Annotated in this window: 14 protein-coding genes; 9 read left to right on the forward strand and 5 right to left on the reverse strand. The window is 73.4% G+C overall.

Features of this window, described 5'->3' with window-relative positions; translation table 11 throughout:
- The first annotated feature begins 20 nt into the window (after window positions 1-20).
- Window positions 21-2,231, forward strand: coding sequence for a DUF1996 domain-containing protein (locus ACFPL3_RS23635; protein WP_343945631.1), 2,211 nt, complete (start codon window positions 21-23; stop codon window positions 2,229-2,231).
- On the forward strand, window positions 2,231-3,265 hold the full coding sequence (locus ACFPL3_RS23640) for a CopD family protein (protein ID WP_379589652.1): 1,035 nt from the start codon (window positions 2,231-2,233) through the stop codon (window positions 3,263-3,265). Before ACFPL3_RS23635 ends, ACFPL3_RS23640 begins: the two co-directional genes overlap by 1 nt.
- Window positions 3,266-3,274: 9 nt before the next feature.
- Here the strand turns inward: ACFPL3_RS23640 and ACFPL3_RS23645 are convergent, their stop codons facing one another.
- Window positions 3,275-4,771, reverse strand: a complete 1,497-nt coding sequence (locus ACFPL3_RS23645) for an Nramp family divalent metal transporter (protein WP_343945629.1) — start codon at window positions 4,769-4,771, stop codon at window positions 3,275-3,277.
- 303 nt (window positions 4,772-5,074) lie between these two features.
- Here ACFPL3_RS23645 and ACFPL3_RS23650 point away from each other — a divergent pair, with 303 nt between their 5' ends.
- From ACFPL3_RS23650 to ACFPL3_RS23660, 3 genes are all read left to right on the forward strand, one after another.
- Window positions 5,075-6,955: an ABC transporter ATP-binding protein gene (locus ACFPL3_RS23650; RefSeq protein WP_343945635.1), complete on the forward strand. Its 1,881-nt coding sequence runs from the start codon at window positions 5,075-5,077 to the stop codon at window positions 6,953-6,955.
- Between the two features lie 586 nt (window positions 6,956-7,541).
- Complete coding sequence (locus ACFPL3_RS23655) at window positions 7,542-9,593, forward strand: NAD(+) synthase (RefSeq protein WP_343945628.1); 2,052 nt, start codon at window positions 7,542-7,544, stop codon at window positions 9,591-9,593.
- Window positions 9,590-10,246, forward strand: a complete 657-nt coding sequence (locus ACFPL3_RS23660) for a SanA/YdcF family protein (RefSeq protein WP_343945627.1) — start codon at window positions 9,590-9,592, stop codon at window positions 10,244-10,246. The genes ACFPL3_RS23655 and ACFPL3_RS23660 overlap by 4 nt, the downstream gene beginning before the upstream one ends.
- On the opposite strand, the gene ACFPL3_RS23665 is transcribed toward ACFPL3_RS23660, so the two are convergent.
- On the reverse strand, window positions 10,230-10,754 hold the full coding sequence (locus ACFPL3_RS23665) for a pyridoxamine 5'-phosphate oxidase family protein (RefSeq protein WP_343945626.1): 525 nt from the start codon (window positions 10,752-10,754) through the stop codon (window positions 10,230-10,232). The two genes, ACFPL3_RS23660 and ACFPL3_RS23665, sit on opposite strands and share 17 nt — an antisense overlap.
- A 116-nt stretch (window positions 10,755-10,870) precedes the next feature.
- Here ACFPL3_RS23665 and ACFPL3_RS23670 point away from each other — a divergent pair, with 116 nt between their 5' ends.
- Complete coding sequence (locus ACFPL3_RS23670) at window positions 10,871-11,860, forward strand: ABC transporter substrate-binding protein (RefSeq protein WP_343945625.1); 990 nt, start codon at window positions 10,871-10,873, stop codon at window positions 11,858-11,860.
- Window positions 11,861-11,876: 16 nt separating this feature from the next.
- Here the strand turns inward: ACFPL3_RS23670 and ACFPL3_RS23675 are convergent, their stop codons facing one another.
- Window positions 11,877-13,472: a non-homologous end-joining DNA ligase LigD gene (locus ACFPL3_RS23675; RefSeq protein WP_343945624.1), complete on the reverse strand. Its 1,596-nt coding sequence runs from the start codon at window positions 13,470-13,472 to the stop codon at window positions 11,877-11,879.
- A 137-nt stretch (window positions 13,473-13,609) separates the two neighbouring features.
- Here ACFPL3_RS23675 and ACFPL3_RS23680 point away from each other — a divergent pair, with 137 nt between their 5' ends.
- Window positions 13,610-14,407: a PP2C family protein-serine/threonine phosphatase gene (locus ACFPL3_RS23680; RefSeq protein WP_343945623.1), complete on the forward strand. Its 798-nt coding sequence runs from the start codon at window positions 13,610-13,612 to the stop codon at window positions 14,405-14,407.
- 231 nt (window positions 14,408-14,638) lie between these two features.
- Window positions 14,639-15,019: a hypothetical protein gene (locus ACFPL3_RS23685; RefSeq protein ID WP_343945622.1), complete on the forward strand. Its 381-nt coding sequence runs from the start codon at window positions 14,639-14,641 to the stop codon at window positions 15,017-15,019.
- A gap of 71 nt (window positions 15,020-15,090) precedes the next feature.
- Here ACFPL3_RS23685 and ACFPL3_RS23690 read toward each other — a convergent pair whose 3' ends face one another.
- Window positions 15,091-15,585 (reverse strand): STAS domain-containing protein, encoded by a 495-nt coding sequence (locus ACFPL3_RS23690; RefSeq protein ID WP_343945621.1) that lies wholly within the window; start codon window positions 15,583-15,585, stop codon window positions 15,091-15,093.
- A 57-nt stretch (window positions 15,586-15,642) separates the two neighbouring features.
- Window positions 15,643-16,374, reverse strand: coding sequence for an IspD/TarI family cytidylyltransferase (locus ACFPL3_RS23695; RefSeq protein ID WP_343945620.1), 732 nt, complete (start codon window positions 16,372-16,374; stop codon window positions 15,643-15,645).
- A 456-nt stretch (window positions 16,375-16,830) separates the two neighbouring features.
- Between ACFPL3_RS23695 and ACFPL3_RS23700 the strand changes: the two genes are divergently transcribed.
- A complete protein-coding gene (locus tag ACFPL3_RS23700) occupies window positions 16,831-18,702 on the forward strand; it encodes an LCP family glycopolymer transferase (protein ID WP_379589653.1) in 1,872 nt (623 codons plus the stop codon).

The raw sequence follows: 18,702 nt of genomic DNA on the forward strand, positions 1-18,702 counted from the left end.
TAGAGGCGGAGGCGAACGCCGTGCGATCACCTGTCTCGAGGGCCGCGCGCTGGGCGGGCGCGGTCGTGCTGGCCGTCATCGTCACGGTCGCGGTGTTCAACTCGGGGAGCACCGCGGGCGGTGTCGCCGTGGAGCAGCAGGCCGGCACCACCCGCACCGAGTTCGGCCCGCTCACGGCGGCGGACGTCGACCTGCTGGTGAAGGTCCGCCAGGCCGGGCTCTGGGAGACCCCCACCGGGCAGCAGATGCAGCAGCGGGCCGCCAACTCGGTGGTGCGCGACGTCGGCGGGCGGCTCGCCACGGAGCACATCGAGCTCGACGCGATCGTCCGCAACACCGCCGACCAGCTCGGCGCCACCCTGCCCAGCCAGCCGTCCGCCCAGCAGCAGGGCTGGATGCAGGAGATCTCGGCCCGCACCGGCACCGACTTCGACCGCACCGCGGTCAACATCCTGCGTCAGGCCCACGGCAAGGTGCTGCCGGTCATCTCCCAGGTGCGCGCGGGCACGCGCAACGAGCTGGTCCGCGAGTTCGCCACCACGGCGGCCCAGTTCGTCACCCGCCACCACGAGTACCTCGAGAGCACCGGGCTGGTCGACTTCGAGGCGCTCCCCGAGCCGCCCGCTCCCGCGGCGGCGCCTGCTCCGGCCGCGGCGGCGGCAGGTGCCGGCGCGCCCGTGCTCACGGCCGGCGGGAGCGAACCGCTCGCGGGTGTCCTGGCCGCGGTGCGCGACGCGTCGCTCTCCTCGTGGCTGGCGGCCGCGCTGGCGTTCGTCGCGGTGCTCGGCGGTGGGGCGCTGCTCGACATGCTGCTGCGCGACCGCTCCCGCACCCGTCCGGCCGGTCCCGCCGCCTACCCGCCGCCGCAGCCGTTCCCCGCACCCCAGCGCCCCCCGGCTCCGCCCCGCGGCCACCCCGCCCGCAACCGGCCCAGCCGCAGGCGCAGTCCGGGTGGCCCGGCAGTCTTCGGCCTGCTGGTGGTCGGCGTGCTCGCCCTGCCGCCGGTGGTGGAGGGCGCCGTGTCGCCGTCCGGCCCACCCTCGACGTCGGCGGCCGTCGCCGCGGGCTTCGACGCGCTCGACCCCGCCCCCGACCACGTGCTCGCCCTGGTCGCCGCCACCGACGACGACGAGCCGTCCGACGGCGAGGACGCCGACCGCGAGGACGCCGCCACCGATACGGAGAAGGAGGGCTCCAACGCCGGCAAGGCGCTGAGCCAGGAGCTCGCCGAGCGCGGCGCGGAGCAGGCGGACGAGCAGGACGACGAGAAAGACGCCGGCAAGAAGGCCGACGAGAAGAAGGACGAGAAGGACGACGGGGCCGCCGACGACGACTTCCCCGGCCGCGAGGACGCCGCACCACCCGCACTGGCCGACTTCGCCGACATCGGGCAGGTCGACCAGCTCGTGTCCGAGCCCACGCCCGACGCCAACGCGTCCACCGGCAGCTTCGTGGCCGGGTGCGGGCTGCCCGACCCGGCGCTGCGCAACTCCGACAACTGGATCGCCAACCCCGGCACCGCGAACGGCGCCCAGCACATGCACGACTACCTCGGCAGCGCCGCCACCAACGCGTCAACGGAGGCGGGCGACCTGCTGGTGTCGGACACCACCTGCGAGCTGGACAACCGCTCCACGTTCTTCTGGCCGGTGCTGCGCGACACCTCCTCCGTCGGCGCCGACGACAACGACGACGGCGGCGGCCTCGACGGCAACGTCGGGGAGATCCTGGAGCCCGCGCAGGTCGTCATGCAGTTCCTCGGCAACCCGACCGAGCCGGTGGCGCCGATGCCCCAGCTGCTGCGGGTGATCACCGGTGACGCCAAGGCGGTCACCAACGGTGCGGGCAACGTCCGCGCCCAGTGGACATGCCGGGGTTTCGAGGACCGCGCGTCCACGCAGTACCCGCTGTGCCCCGAGGGGAGCAGGCTGCTGCGGGTGCTCGACTTCCCGTCCTGCTGGGACGGCGAGAACCTCGACTCGGAGGACCACCGCTCGCACATCGCGTTCCCCGACGAGGACACCGGCGCGTGCCCGCAGGACTCGGTGGCCGTGCCGCAGCTGCGCATGATCCTCGCCTACGACCAACCGGGCGGGCGCAACTTCGCGCTCGACACCTTCCCCGACCAGCAGCACCACCCCGCCACCGATCACGGCGACTTCGTCAACGGCATGCCCGACGAGCTCATGGACGCGGTCGTCGAGTGCCTGAACGAGGGGCTGCAGTGCTGATGTCGCAGGGGACGCTCATGGCGCTCACCGCCTCCGGCCGGGCGCGACCTGCGCTCCACCCGGTGGGTTGGTGGGCCGCCGTCGCCGTCGGGGCCACCGTCGCGGGGATCCTGCTCGCCGCCGCGGCCGACGGCGTGCCGCCCGCAGCTTCGGCCGTCGCGGTCACGGTGAGCCGCGCGGCGATGGTCGTGGCCGGCGTGGCGGTGGTCGGCCTCGCGGTGCTGGAGGTGCTGCTCCCCCACGGCGACCGGCGGGCGGCCCCGGTGCTCGCGCGCACGGGCCGCGCGGCCGCCGTCGCCGCGGGCGCGTGGCTGGTCACGGTCCTGTTCGCGATCGTGTTCGGGGCGGCCGCCGCGTTCGCCCGGCCCGTCACCGCGCTCGAGCCGGACGAGCTGGTCACGTGGGCCACCCGCCTCGGCGCGGGCCAGGGCATGCTGCTCGTCGCCTGCGCCACCGCCGTGGTCGTCGCATGCGCCGTGGCGCGGGTGCGCAGGCCCGAGGTGGTGCCGCCGCGCGTCCTGCTCGCCGCCGCCCTGTTCGCGGTGATCACCCCGGCCGTCACGGGCCACGCCGCCGCGGCGCACGCCTTCCAGGTGGTGGCCGTCGTCGGCGTGGGGGTTCACGTGGCGGCCGCTGCCGCGTGGGTGGGCGGCCTGGGCGCGATCCTGGTGCTGGTGGCGTCCCGGCGCGGGCTGCTCGTCGCGGTGCTGCCCCGTTTCTCGCGGCTGGCCGCCGTGTGCCTGTTCGCGGTGGCTGCCACCGGGGTGCTCACCGCCGCCGTCCGGCTGCCGCCCGCGCTCGCGCACGTGCGGTGGGAGGCCGCGGTGCAGCTCTACCTGACCAGCGGCACCGGGCAGCTGCTGCTGGCGAAGACGGCGGCGCTCGTCGTGATCGGCTGCCTCGGCTGGCTCACCCGGTGCCGGATGGCGCGCAGCCGGATGCCGCTGCTGCTGTGGGCGGGCTACGAGGTGGCGCTCATGGCGGTGGCGCTCGGCCTGGCCGCCGCCCTGACGCAGACGGGCAGCGGCCACTGAGCCGGACGATCAGAACGTGATCAGCGGGTCCCCCACGAAGTCGGCGACGAAGTTGACGAAGAAGAACCCGAAGAACAGGAAGTTGAGCACCAGCACCACGTAGTGCCACGGCCGCGGGCGGGCGACGCGCGGCAGCTTGCTGTTGAGGTACATCAGCAGGAACGGGTAGATCAGCGCGCCCAGGTTCGACATGTTCGCCGAGAACTGCACGAGCGCCACCGGCACGGCGAGGTGGATGATGATCGAGATCACGATCAGCAGCGCGATCATGAACGGGTAGTAGAAGCGGCGCGGGTCGTGCTCGATCAGCGCGCGCAGGCGCGGGCTCACCGCCGGTGCGCCGTCGGTGACCACCCGGACCAGCGCCTCGAAGATGCCCAGCTGCGTGGAGAACAGCACCAGCACGCCGATCAGCAGCATCAGGTAGAACATCCCCGGGCCGTACTCCGGCTCGAGCGCGGTGGCCACGAACGTGGGCACGTTCGCCGTGGTGGGCTGCTCGCCCGAGAGCGCCACCGCCTGGGCCATGAGCACGGTCGGGAGCAGCATCCCGAGCATCGCGCCCACGAAGAACACGCCCCACATGTCCAGCAGCAGCAGGCGGTACCAGCGCCGCCACAGGCCGGCGTTGCGCTCGTCGTCCGGGAACGTGACCCCGACGGTGAGCAGCTCGCTCTGGCTCCCGCGCATCCCGGCGATGTAGCCGGCGCGGTGCCCCATCCCGTATCCCTTGTCGCGGTAGTGGCTCATCAGGTACCAGTTCAGCCCCGACGCCATCGCGGTGAACCCGGCGAGCGCCCCGAGCTGGGTGGCGCTGATCCCGGCGGGCGGCGCCGCGGGCGTGACGAGACCCCGGATGCCCTCCCACCAGATGTTCCCGGGCACGACGATCAGGTCGACGACGATCAGGATCCCCAGGATCGCGCCCACCATCACCCAGTTCGACAGCTCGAGGGCCCGGCTGACCCGGTTGGCCGTCGCGGCGATGATGAAGACGACGACCAGCAGCCCGATCGCGTACCAGCGCGTCTGCTGCATCTCGGCGGCGTCGGCGACGTGGCCGTTCACCAGCGCGTACAACCCTTGGCCCGCCGATGCGGCCCACCCGCCCGCGATGAACGCGAAGACCACGATGAACAACGAGACCGGGACCCAGAACAGCTTTCCCGGTGGCACCCGGCCCCACCCGACGGTGTCGGTCTCGCCGGTGGCCACGATGTAGCGGGCGCACTCGACGTTGTAGAAGGTCTGGAGCACCGCCGAGACCGTGATCACCCAGCCGATCCCGACGAAGCCGAACTGGCCCACCGCCTGCGGCCCGAGCAACCACTCGCCGCTGCCGATCGAGACGCCGAGGGCGATCAGGCTGGGCCCGATCGCGAACATCACCAGCTCCTTGGCCCGGATGCGGCGGACGCCGAACACCTCCTCCGGGGTGGGCAGGTCCGCCACGGCGAGTTCGGGGCGGCTGACTCCGAGCGAGTAGGTCCGCTGCACCTCGGTCATCACAACCTCCTGTGTGACGAGCGTCACCAAAGCATCGTCCTGTCACCCACCCGGGTCAAGGCGTCGTCACCGAACCGCGACCTCGCTCCCCCGCAGGTCGGAGCCACTACTTGACCTGTACCTGACTTCAACTCCTACCGTCCGGGACCAGGATGCGAACCCGACGAGAACTGTCGGACCCCCGCACCACACTCACCCACCGCCCGGCCGACCGATGAGTCCCGCCGGATCGAAGGGTCGTAGGTGCGGACGGACCGGCGCGAGGAGCGAGACATGAGCATGGAGATGGTGGCGTGGCAGTCGATGTACCGGGCTGCCCACGCCGAGGAGGAGAGACGCCCGTTCTCGGTGGCCACGCTGCGCCGGATCGGCGCGTTCGCGCGCCCCCACCGCCGCCGGATCATCGCGTTCCTGCTGGTCAGCGTCGTCGTCGCGGCGCTCGCGGTGGCCACACCCGTGCTCGCGGGCCGCGTGTTCGACACCATCGACACAGGCGGATCACTGGGCGTCGTCGTCGGGCTCGCGGCGCTGATCGCCGCCATCGCCGTCGCGGAGACCGGGGGTGGCATCGTCCAGCGCTGGCTGTCCGCGTCGCTCGGCGAGGGCCTCATCCTCGACCTGCGCGCCGCCGTGTTCGACCACGTGCAGCGTCAACCGGTCGCGTTCTTCACCCGCACCCGCACCGGCGCTCTGGTGAGCCGCCTCAACAACGACGTCATCGGGGCGCAGCGCGCGTTCAGCGACACCCTCTCCGGGGTCGTCGGCAACCTCGTGCAGCTCGCGCTCACGCTCGCCGTGATGCTCAGCCTGTCCTGGCAGGTCACCGTCCTCGCCCTGGTGCTGCTGCCGCTGTTCGTCCTCCCCGCGCGGCGGATGGGCCGCAGGCTCGCCTCCCTCGAACGTGAGGCCGCCGACCACAACGCCGCCATGGGCACCCAGATGACCGAGCGCTTCTCCGCGCCCGGCGCCACGCTCATCAAGCTGTTCGGGCGGCCCGCCGAGGAGACGCGCGAGTTCGTCGCGCGCGCCGCCCGCGTCCGCGACATCGGCGTGCGCACCGCCATGGTGCAGTGGGTGTTCGTCTCGGCGCTCACCCTCGTGTCCGCGCTGGCGCTCGCGCTCGTCTACGGCGTCGGCGGCTGGCTCGCCCTGTCCGGCGGCGTGAGCTCGGGCGACGTCGTGGCGCTCGCGCTGCTGCTCACCCGCCTGTACGCCCCGCTCACCGCGCTGGCGAGCGCCCGCGTCGAGGTGATGAGCGCGCTGGTGAGCTTCGAGCGGGTGTTCGAGGTGCTCGACCTGCCGCCGCTCGTCGCCGAGCCGGAGCGGCCCAAGCCGCTGCCCGACGGGCCGCTGTCGGTGGAGTTCGGTGGCGTCGGGTTCGCCTACCCGTCCGCCGACAAGGTGTCGCTGGCGTCCCTCGAGGAGGTCGCGCGGCTCGACACCCGCGGCGGCGAGCAGGTGCTGCACGACGTCTCGTTCCGGGCCGAGCCGGGCCAGATGATCGCGCTGGTCGGGTCGTCGGGCGCGGGCAAGTCCACGATCGCGCAGCTGCTCCCCCGGCTCTACGACGTCGACGCCGGCGCGATCGAGCTCGGCGGGGTCGACGTGCGCGACCTGTCGTTCGACACGATCCGCGGGGCCCTGGGCCTCGTCACCCAGGACGGCCACCTGTTCCACGAGTCGATCCGGGCCAACCTGCTGCTGGCCGCACCCGGAGCGGGCGACGCCGAGATCTGGCACGCGCTCGAGCGCGCCCGCCTGGGCGAGCTGGTGGCGTCGCTGCCCGACGGCCTCGACACCACCGTCGGCGAGCGCGGCTACCGGCTGTCCGGTGGCGAGCGCCAGCGGCTCACCATCGCCCGCCTGCTCCTCGCGAAGCCGCGGGTCGTGGTGCTCGACGAGGCCACCGCCCACCTCGACTCCACCTCGGAGGCCGCGGTGCAGGAGGCGCTCGGCGAGGCGCTCGCCGGCCGCACGGCGATCGTCATCGCGCACCGGCTGTCCACCATCCGCGCCGCCGACCAGATCCTCGTGCTCGAGGCGGGCCGGATCGTGGAGCGCGGCACCCACACCGAGCTGCTCGCCCGGGATGGGCGCTACGCCGAGCTGCACCGCACCCAGTTCCACCAGCCCGACGCCGACTCCCCGCGCCTCGAGGAGCCGGTCGCGATCGCGGGGGGCTGATCGGGGGCCGCCCGGCCGGGTTGAGGGGTCCCGGCCGGGCGGGGTGGCCCGGGCACGTCCGACCCGCACACCACGGCCCTCCAACTGCTGCCGGCACCCGCGGGATCCAGCGCGAGCCGCACACCAGCGCGGCCGGCACCGCACCAACGTGCGGCTGATCTTCCGGCGGTCAGTCGAGCAGCACATCAGCGCCGCCGAGACGCCCTGCCGTCGCCGGCCGTCCGGTGAACGGCTCGAGCAGCACGCCACCGCTGCCGGCACCGCACCCGCGTACTGATGACCTCCCCATGCCCAGCGCGAGCCGCACACCACCGCGGCCGCCACAACCCCGATGTACGCCTTGCGCCCCTCACGCCGGGCCGCGCACCACCGCGGCCAACCCCACCCGCGCCCCGCCTGACGTCCCAAAGCTCAGCCCGAGCAGCACCACACCGCGGCCAACGCAGCACCCGCGTGCGGTTGATCTCCCAGCGGACAGCGCGAGCCGCACGCCAGCGCTGTCGCCACAACACCGACGTGCGGCTCGGCGGGAGCTGCCTGGGGGCGGCGGGCTGCAGGGGTGATCGGTGTCCGGCAGACTCGTCGGGTGGACTTCCGCTCCTCCTACCGGCACGGCTTCCTGCGAGTCGCCTCCTGCACCATCCGCACCTCGATCGCCCAGCCCGCCGCGAACGCGGAGGCCGTGGTGCGCGCGGCGCGGGAATGCCACGACGACGGGGTGGGGCTCGCGGTGTTCCCCGAGCTCACGTTGTCGGGCTACTCGATCGAGGACATCCTGCTGCAGGACACGCTGCTGGACTCCGTCGAGGACGCGCTGCAGGAGGTCGTCGCGGCGTCGGCCGACCTGCTGCCGGTGCTCGTGGTCGGGGCGCCGCTGCGGTACCGGCACCGCGTCTACAACACGGCGGTGGTGATCCACCGGGGCCGGGTGCTCGGGGTGGCGCCCAAGTCGTACCTGCCGACGTACCGGGAGTTCTACGAGCGGCGGCAGCTGGCGCCGGGTGACGACGTGCGCGGCACGCTGCGCGTCGGCGGGTCGGAGGTGCCGTTCGGGCCGGACCTGCTGTTCGCCGCCGAGGACGTGCCCGGTTTCGTGCTGCACGTCGAGGTCTGTGAGGACATGTGGGTGCCGATCCCGCCCAGCGCGGAGGCCGCGCTCGCGGGCGCCACGGTGCTGGCCAACCTGTCGGGCAGCCCGATCACGGTGGGGCGGGCGGAGGACCGGTGCCTGTACGCCCGGTCGGCGTCGTCGCGCTGCCTGGCCGCGTACGTGTACTCGGCGGCGGGTGAGGGGGAGTCCACCACGGACCTGTCGTGGGACGGCCAGACGATGATCTGGGAGAACGGGGTGCTGCTCGCCGAGACCGAGCGGTTCCCGAAGGGGCCGCGGCGCTCGGTGGCCGACGTCGACCTCGACCTGCTGCGGGCGGAGCGGGCGCGGATGGGCACGTTCGACGACAACCGGCGCCACCACGCCGAGCGCGTCGGCGCGTTCCGGTCGGTGGGGTTCCGCCTGGACCCGCCGGACGGGGACATCGGGTTCCTGCGGGAGGTCGAGCGGTTCCCGTTCGTGCCGTCGGACGAGTCGCGGCTGGAGCAGGACTGCTACGAGGCCTACAGCATCCAGGTGTCCGGGCTGGAGCAGCGGTTGCGGGCGATCGGGCAGCCGAAGGTCGTGATCGGGGTGTCCGGCGGCCTGGACTCCACGCACGCGCTGATCGTGGCGGCGAAGGCGATGGACCGCGAGGGCCGCCCGCGCAGCGACATCCTCGGGTTCACGCTGCCCGGGTTCGCCACGGGCACGCGCACCAAGGGCAACGCCACCCGCCTGGCCGAGGCGCTCGGGATCACGTTCGAGGAGCTGGACATCACCGAGACCGCTCGGCTGATGCTGAAGAACCTGGAGCACCCGTTCTCGCAGGGTGAGCCGGTGTACGACGTGACGTTCGAGAACGTGCAGGCGGGGCTGCGCACCGACTACCTGTTCCGGGCCGCCAACCAGCGCGGCGGGATCGTACTGGGCACGGGCGACCTGTCGGAGCTGGCGCTGGGGTGGTCGACCTACGGCGTGGGCGACCAGATGTCGCACTACAACGTGAACGGCGGGGTGCCGAAGACGCTGATCCAGCACCTCATCCGCTGGGTGGTGTCGTCGAAGCAGTTCGACGACGACGTGAACGCCGTGCTCACCGACGTGCTCGACACGGAGATCACCCCGGAGCTGGTGCCCACCGGCGAGGACGAGGAGGTGCAGAGCAGCGAGGAGAAGGTGGGGCCGTACTCGCTGCAGGACTTCTCGCTCTTCCAGGTGCTGCGCTACGGCTTCCGGCCGTCGAAGATCGCCTTCCTCGCCTGGCACGCGTGGCACGACCCGCAGAAGGGCGACTGGCCCGTCGGGTTCCCGGAGGACGAGCGGCCGTCGTACTCGCTGGCGGAGATCAGGCACTGGCTGGAGGTGTTCGCGCAGCGCTTCTACGGGTTCAGCCAGTTCAAGCGGTCGGCGCTGCCGAACGGCCCGAAGGTGTCGGCGGGCGGATCGCTCTCGCCGCGGGGTGACTGGCGGGCGCCGTCAGACATGTCGGCCCGCATCTGGCTCGACGAGATCCACACACAGATCCCGGCAGACTGGGAACGGTGAGCAGGAAGATCTGGATCCTCCTGGCGCTGCTGGCGCCCGTCCTCGTCGCCACCCCGCTGGCCTGGTTCACCGTCTCCACCGAGAGCAGGCGCACCACGGTGGACCGGGCGCAGCCTCGGCCCGTGGCGCTCGTGCTGGGGGCCGGCCTGCGCGGCGACGGGCGGCCGACGCTCCTGCTCGCCCGGCGGCTGGACATCGCGGCCGAGCTCTACCACCGCGGCACGGTGGACGCCGTGCTCGTGAGCGGCGCCGACGACGAACCCGCCGCGATGCGGCGCTACCTGCTCGCTGCGGACGTGCCGGCGAACAAGATCGTCGAGGACGCCGCAGGCGTCCGCACGTGGGACTCGTGCGTGCGGGCCCGCGAGGTGTTCGGGGTGCGGTCGGCGATCGTCGTCACGCAGGAGTTCCACCTGCCGCGCGCGGTGGTGCTGTGCGGGGCGGCGGGCATCGACGCCACCGGCGTGGGCGACGCGAGCCTGCGGGCGCGCGGCACCGCCACCGTCTACGGGTGGCTGCGCGAGGTGCCGGCCACGGTCAAGGCGCTCGGCGACACGCTGCTGCGGCCGGCACCGCAGCCGCAGGAGCCGACGAGCACCCTCGTGGCCGACGCCGTGGCCGCGCCGCGGGGCGCGCCTACGCCGATCTCGTGAGGAGCCGGGCCGGTTCGCTCGCGTAGACGGTCATCCAGGTCGGCCGCAGCCGGTAGTAGACGACCTCGGACCAGTCGAACGCGTCGCCGCCGTAGAAGCTGCGCAGGTACTCGAGGGTCTCGGACCAGGCCGGGTGCGCGGGGGCGCCAACGGGGTTGAGCTCCTCCACCGCGCCGTGGACGAACACGCCCAGCTCCTCGCCGCGCAGGTGGGCCGCGCTCGCGGCGGGCCGGGCGCGCAGGTGCCGCGCCTTCGCCGCCTCCCGGCTGGTGCCGAACACCCACCGGCCGTGCAGGAAGTGGCCGTCGACGGCGCCGGCGCGCGGTTCGCCGCGGGCGGTGACGGTGGCCAGCACGAGCACGCACATCCCGGTGAGCAGGCCCACCAGCTGCTCGGCCCGCACGCTCCGTTCGGACGTGATGATCGACTGCAGGTGCGCGGTGGAACGGCCGAGCGACGTGTCGATCAGCGCTTGCAGGTCCTGGATCTCGGTCTCGGTTTCGAACACGCACTCAGCATGGCGGCAAAACTTGACAATGCATGGCCACGAACGGGCGCGACGTCACAGCAGCGGCACAGCGAACGCAAGTTAGCCTCTCCTCAATTGTGGAGAGGGAGTACTCGATGAGGTGGATGGCGGCGGCCGGGGCGATCGTCCTGGCGCTGGTGGCCGGGTGTGGCGGAGCGCAGCCCGCGGAAGGTGGGCCGGGCAACACGGACGTCGCCACCGGCGGCAGGCTCTTCTCCACGGCGGACGAGGCCACCGCGAAGTTCGGGGCCGATGCTGCGCCCGGGGTGTTCCCGCGCACGATCACGCACGCCCGGGGCACCACGCAGCTGGAGCACAAGCCCCAGCGGGTGGTCGTGCTCGACACCGGGGAGATCGACGCAGCCCTCTCGCTGGGTGTCGTGCCGGTGGGGACAGCCACCCCGAACGGCACCATCCCCTCCTACCTGCAGCCGCAGCTCCAGGGCAGCACGAACGTCGGCTCCCTCGACGGGCTGCGTCTGGAGGCGATCGCCGCACTGCAGCCGGACCTGATCCTGGGCAGCCAGCTGCGGGTGGACGACCTGTACGACGAGCTGTCGGCGATCGCCCCCACGGTGCTGAGCATCCGGCCCGGGTTCCCGTGGAAGGAGAACCTGCTGCTCGCCGGGGCCGTGCTCGGCGAGGAGGAGCGGGCCACCGAGCTGCTCAACGACTACCAGCGGCGGGCCGACGCCATCCGGGAGCGGTTCGACCAGCCGCCGACGATCTCGCTGCTGCGCTTCATGCCCGAGAAGATCCGCCTCTACGGCAACCTCTCGATGATCGGCGTGGTGCTGCGCGACGTCGGGCTGCCCCGGCCGGCCAACCAGGACATCGAGGAGCTCGCCGTCGAGATCTCCGCCGAGCGGATCTCCGAGGCCGACGCCGACTGGATCTTCTACTCCAGCTACGGGCCGAAGGACGGCACCGCCGAGGGCTCGGTGGTCGGCGGTGACCTGTGGAACCGGCTCGGCGCCGTGCAGCGGGGCACCGCCCGCCCGGTGGACGACGAGGTGTGGTTCCTCGGCCTGGGCCCCACCGGCGCGTCCCGGGTGCTCGACGACCTGCAGTCCTTCCTGGCCTGAGGCCCGAGAACCGCCGCTACAGGTCCGGGAGCCGCTGCGGCTTGCCGATCAGCTCGGCGAGCGGGTCGCCCGCCTGCTCCACCCGGTCGTGGACGGTGCGGATGGTCCAGCGGTCGGGGCGCAGGTCGGGGTCGTCGAGGTCGTCCCAGGTGATCGGCACCGACACCGGTGCGCCGGGCGCCGGGCGCGCGCTGTACGGGGCGATCAGCGTCTTGTTGATCGCGTTCTGCGTGTAGTCGAGGCGGGCGCGGCCCTCGCGACGGTCCTTGTGCCACTCCCAGCTGATCATGTCCGGCACGGTGCGGCCGATCGCGCGTGACACCTTCTCCACCCACCCGCGGGTGTCGGCGAAGGTGTAGCCGGGGGCCACCGGCACCCAGATCTGCACGCCGCGCTTGCCGGTGACCTTTGGCGCGGCGGCCACGTCCAGGTGCTGCAGGGCGGTGCGGTAGAGCCGGGCCAGCACGAGCACCTCCTCGAACGAGGTGCGCTCGCCCGGATCGACGTCGATGAGCGCCCAGGTGGGCTCGTGGACGTCGGGGAGCCGGGAGGTCCAGGGGTTGAGCTCGACCGCGCCCCAGTTCGCCATCCACACCAACGCGGCCACGCTGTCGACCACGGCGTAGCAGACCGTCTCGCCGGGGTCGGCCTCCTCGTTGCGCCACTGCGTGAGCCATTCCGGCGCGTAGTCCGGCATCTCCTTGTGCCAGAACCCCGGCCGGTCGACGCCGTCGGGGAAGCGGTGCAGGTTCACGGGGCGGTCGTGCAGGTACGGCAGCATGCGCGACGCGATCTCGGCGTGGTAGCGGACGAAGTCGCGCTTGGTGACCGGCGGCTCGTCGCCGCGGGCGGGGAAGAGCACCTTGTCGAGGTTGGTGAGCGCCACCTCGAGGCCCTGCACGGTCCAGCGACCCTTGCGGCCCAGCGCGTCGAGGGCGGCGAGCTCGTCGGCGGTCGGCGGGTCCCAGGTGGGCGCGGTGCGGGCGAGCGGCACCTCGGCCTCCGCGGCCGGCCGGTGTCCGCGCCACATCGCCTCGGGTGCGGCGGCCACCTCCTCGTTGGTGCGCCCGCTCGCGACCGACCGCGGGTGCTCCTCCGGGTCCCAGCCGGGCACGGCGTGCTCGTCGTTCTTGTGCAGCATCAGCCACCGCTCCTTGCCCGACCGGTTCTCGCCCGTGCGGACCAGCACGAACCGGCCCGCGAGCTTCTCGCCCCGCACGTCGAAGTGCAGCTCGCCGTCGGCGACGGCCCGCGCCGGGTCGTCGGTGCCCGACGGCGTCCAGGTGCCGCGGTCCCAGACGATGACGTCCCCGCCGCCGTACTCGCCGCGCGGGATGACCCCCTCGAAGTCGGCGTACTCGATGGGGTGGTCCTCGACGTGGACGGCGAGCTGGCGGGCCTTCGGGTCGAGCGAGGGGCCGTTCGGCACGGCCCAGCTCACCAGCACGCCGCCGATCTCCAGGCGCACGTCGTAGTGCCGCCGCCGCGCGCGGTGGCGCTGCACGACGAACCGGCCGGTCCCGGGCTCGCCGTCGCCACCGGCGGGCTCGGGGGTGGCGGCGAAGTCCCGCATCGATCGGTACCGGGCGAGGCGGTCGGCCTGGTCGCTCATGACTACCTCATACCCGCGTTCGGGTGCGCCGGATCCGCGCGGCACCGCATCACCCGCGGCCGAGTTTCCCGAACGCACCGCGACGCGCGCGCTACCCTGCGCTCCACTCCCGGCCGTCCGGCGCCGGGAGGGGGGTGGTGCTGCTGCTGGGGGGCGTGATGGCGGAGCCGGGGAGCGCCGAGCGGATCGAGACCGACCTGGACGTGGTCGCGGGTGTCACCGACCGGGGCCTCTCGCACGACCGCAACGAGGACGCGATGGCGCTGGGCCGCTGGCCCGACGGCACGGTGGCCGCCGTCGTCTGCGACGGGGTGTCCACGTCGCTCACCCCGCAACACGCCTCCCGCACCGCCGCCGACACCGCGCTCGACGTGCTGCTGACCAGCAGCGAACCACCCGAGGACCGGATGCGGTCGGCGGTGCTGGCCGCCGGGTCCGCGGTGGCCGCGCTCGGCCGCGCGGGCGATCCGCACGCGCCCTCGTGCACCCTGGTGTGCGCGCTCGCCCGCGCCGACGGCACCACGGTCGGCTGGATCGGCGACAGCCGCGCCTACTGGCTCTCCGCGCCCGGGGCCGCCGAACCGGCCCGCGCGCTCACCACCGATCACTCCTGGGCCGTGCAGATGGTGGCCGCGGGCGTGCTCGACGAGGCCGCCGCGGCGCGCGACCCCCGCGCCCACGCGATCACCCGCTGGCTCGGCGCGGGCGGGTCGTCGGAGGCGGAGGTCGTGACGCTGCACCCGGCGGGCCCGGGAGCGCTGCTGCTGTGCACCGACGGGCTGTGGAACTACCTCTCCGAGGCCGCCGCTCTGGCGGCCGTCGCACTCCCGGCGCTCGCCGACGGCCCGATCGCGGCCGCCCGGGCGCTCACCGCGCTCGCCCTCGACTCCGGTGGCCGCGACAACGTCACGGTGGTCGTGGTCCCGTTCGGGTGAACGGGGTTCACCGCGCGTCACGAAAGCTGCATTCCCGCCGGATTCCGGCACACCGGAAAGAGGGCGTAACCAAACGCGGAGTAATCGACTCACCCGATGGGATTGGTCAGTTTGTTCCGCAGCCCGGTGAACCACTAATTTTTTCCGCAGTCAGCGAAGGCTCCCCGTCATGAAGCGCTGACCATGGATGGGTTGGCTCCGGTCGACCGGACACTCAACAGGAGATGAACTGTGCTGAAGAAGGCTGGAATCATCGTGGCGACGGCCGCCGCCGGTCTGCTCGCGGTCAGCCCGCTCGCCTTCGCCGGCGACGACCACGGCAAGACCAAGGTCGAAGACGTCAACCACGTCGACGGCTCGAACAGCGGCGGCCTGCTCAACCTCGCCGGCAACAACGCCTCGGTCCCGGTGAACGCGTGCGACAACCACGTGCCGGTGAACGTCCTGGGCGTGCAGGTTCCGCTGAACGGCACCAAGGTTCTCGGTGACCTGACCGGCGCGGCCGGCCTCCTGAGCGGCGACACCGACGCCGACAACGGCGGCGACAACACGGTCGACGACTCCTGCAAGGCTGCCGCCGAGACCGGCGACAGCGCCGAGATCGACGACTGATCTCGATCGTCGTACCGCGCAACGGCGCCGGGCCTTCGGGCCCGGCGCCGTTGTCGTTTTCCGGTCGTGATTCAGATCCGCTGTTCGTATCCCTGGGGTGCCGGCAGAGCGCCACGGCCCTCGTCGGCGACGGGGATCGGGGGGCACGGCCAGCCGTGGCTGCTGCGCGGTTCGCCGACCGCCACACCGGCGGCTGGCCTGCCCATCAGCTCACGCTCGGCGCGCTCCACCGTGGGGAACGTCGAGAACCCCGCGAGCGCGGCCACCACCGAGCGCGGGAGCAGGGGTTCGCGCGCGCTCGTCCCCGTCAGGTGCAGCCGCACGCCCGCGCCGCGGGCCCCGTCGCGGGCCCGCCGCAGCACGGCGAGGTCGTCGGTGGCGAAGAAGCTCACCTCACCGAGGTCGACGACCAGGTGCTCGGTGGCTCCCGGCCGGGCCACCTCCGTGGCGACCAGGCCCGCCAGCCGCCGGACCGTCGCCTGGTCGAGTACACCGGCCACCCGCAGCACACGCAGCCGTGGGGAACACACCTCCACGGACAGTTGCGCCCCGTCGAACCGCACCACCGGAACCTCCCACCGCTCGAACCCGTTCGGCTCAGCGGATACCCGGTCCGGCGGCGATCACACGGGGGTGACGCCGTCGCGGACCGCGTGTTCGGCCACGAGGAGGTCGTGCGCGTACGTGATCTTGATGTTGCGTTCGTCACCCGGCACCCGGCGGATCGGCACGCCGGGAGCGAACCGCTCCACGCAGGACGCGGTGTCGGTGCCCGCGAACCCGCACCGGTCGGCCTCCTCGTAGGCCGCGAGCAGCGGAACGGCCCGGAAGGCCTGCGGTGTCTGCACCGCGACGAGCCCCTCCGGCGACGGCCCGGCGAGCCCGTGCCCGTCGGGTGCGGCCGCGGCGAGGTCATCGCGCCACAGCCCCGGCACGGCACCACCGCTCTCCCGGGCCGTGGCGAGCACGCTCTCCACGAGCGGCCGCCCGACCAGCGGGCGCGCGGCGTCGTGCAGGAGGACGACGTCGACGGCGCCGGCGGCGATCCGGGCGGCGAGCCGGCGCAACCCGGCCAGCTCGGACTCCTGGCGCGTGCGCCCGCCGGTGACCACCTCGACCCCCGTGGGTGCGTGCTCGGCCAGCACCTGCTCGGCGAGCGGACGGTCCGCCTCGCGCACCACGAGCACGACGGGGCCGACGCCGCGCACCGCGGCGAACGTGGCGAGCGACCAGGCGAGCACCGGGCGCCCGCGCAACGGCAGGTACACCTTGTTGCGCTCGGCGCCCAGGCGCGTGCCGCTGCCGCCCGCCAGGACGACGGCCGCCGCAACCGGATCGGGTGATGGCTCGTGCACGGGGCAAGTGTGCCGGACCGTACGCACACCCCCCGGGTGGTCCGTATCGTCATCAGGGGTGACACCGTGGTCCCCGACCACCGCAGACACGGCCACACACCGGGAGAACCGCTCGAATCCCCCACCTGACGAGGTGGGCCGCGGTGCCGGCGATCACTCGCAGTAGGCTCCGGCGGATTCGTCGTCCCGCCGCCTGACGACCGACCGCAAGAGGGGGTGCGCATGACTGACGACAGGCAGCGCGTGCCCGGTCGGGAGCGGGCCGCGCCTCCACCGCGGCAGCCACCCCGCCCCCAGCCACCACGCCAGCCCCCACCGCGCCAGTCCGCACAGCGTCAGCCCCCACCGCGCCAGCCACAGCCGCGGCAACCACCACCGCGCCAGCCGCGGCAGCCGCCGGGCCAGCCACCGCCCCCGCCACCCGCCGCCCGCCGCGGCGATCGCGAGCAGCGGGCCGTGCCGCCCTCGCGCCACCCGCAGCCGCCGCGCCGGCCCGTCGCGCCGTCCGACGCCACGCGCGCGATGCCCACCACGCACGGCCCGCCGCGCCCGCGCGCCGTGGCGCCGGCCACCAGCCCGGTGCCCCGCCCTGCGTCCGGCAAGCCGCGCCGCACTGGCCCGGCACCCGGCGCCACGCCGAGTGCCCGGGAGGCCGCGCGCGCCGCCGTCACCACGGCGATGCCCACCGCCCCGCCCCCACCGCGGGACGACCCCGAGCCCCCCACGGAGCGCCACGGGGCACTCCCCCCGCCGCGCAGCTCGGTCACCCGCGGTCGGCGCAGCCCCGAGCCGGTCGCGGCTGCCGCGATCGCAGCCGATCCGGACGTCGACGACGTCGAGGCCGACGCCCCGCCGCCCAACCGTTCCTTCGGCAAGGCGCTCGGCGCGGTGGCGGCGTCCACGGTGGCCCCGGGCGCAGGCCACCTGATCCTGCACCGCACCCGCACCGGCGCCGTGATCCTCGGCACGTTCGTGCTGGTCATCGCCGTGCTCCTGCTGCTGGTGCTCACCTCGGACACCGCCCAGCTGCTCACCACCGCGCTGTCGTCCAACGTGCTCGTGATGGCCACGATCGGCTGCGTGGTGGCGGCCGCCGCGTGGGTGGCGGTGATCGTGCGCACCTACCTGCTCGCCCGCCCGCCGGGGCTCGGTGCCCTGCGGCAGGGCATCGGGGTGGTCACGGTGGTGGCGTTGTGCCTCGTGGTGGCCGCGCCGCTCGGTTTCGGCGCCAACCTCGCCAACTCGCAGCGGTCGCTGCTGAACGACCTCTTCTCCGGAGGCGGGGGCACCGCGGCCGCCGAGGCGATCGCGAAGCCCAAGCTGAACGTCCTGCTCGTCGGCAGCGACGCGGGCCCGGACCGCAAGGGCGCGCGCACCGACACGATGATGGTGGCCAACATCGACACGAAGACCGGCCGCACCGTGCTGTTCTCGCTGCCGCGCAACATCCAGTACGCGCAGTTCCCGCCCGAGTCCCCGATGGGCGAGGAGTTCCCGGACGGCTTCCACAACGAGTCGGACCCGCTGTCGGGCGACTACCTGCTGAACGCCGTGTACGCGTGGGGGCTCACCCACCCCGACGTCGCGCCGCCCGGGCCTACCGACGACCCGGGGCTGAACCTGCTCCACGAGACGGTCGGCTACATGCTGGGCCTGCAGCTGGACTACTTCATCGAGGTCAACATGGCCGGGTTCGCGTCGATCATCGACGCGCTCGGCGGCCTGCGGGTGGACGTCGGGCCCGAGCGCATCCCGATCGGCGGGATCACCCCGAGCGGGCGCCACGTACGTCCCGACGGCTACATCGAGCCGGGTGTGCAGCAGCTGTCCGGCGAGCAGGCGCTGGCGTTCGCCCGCTCCCGCACCAACTCCTCCGACTACGCCCGCATGGGCCGTCAGCGCTGCCTGCTGCAGACGATCCTCCAGCAGAAGAGCCCCGCCGACATGCTCACCAACTTCCAGAGCGTCGCCTCGGCCACCACCAACAGCGTGTCCACCAACATCCCGCAGGCCGTCCTGCCCGCGCTCGCGGCACTGGCGGGCAACGGGATCTCGCTGGAGAGCGTGTCGTTCGACCCGAGCCTGCCCGACCCGTCCGAGGACAACGGGCACTTCAGCACCGGCGACCCGAACTTCCCGTACATGCGCAGGGTGGTGCAGGACGCCATCAACCGCCCGCCCGCACCACCTGCCCCGCCCACGAGCGCGGCGGCCCCCACCACGCGGGCCGGCGCCGGTGCCGACGACGAGGACGACGAGGACGACTCGAGGAGCGGGAGCCGCAGCGCGAATTCGGCCGCCCCCACCTCCCTCGCGGAGTCCTGCTGA

Origin of the sequence: Pseudonocardia zijingensis (genome assembly GCF_042657305.1) — a bacterium.
GTDB lineage: Bacteria > Actinomycetota > Actinomycetes > Mycobacteriales > Pseudonocardiaceae > Pseudonocardia > Pseudonocardia zijingensis.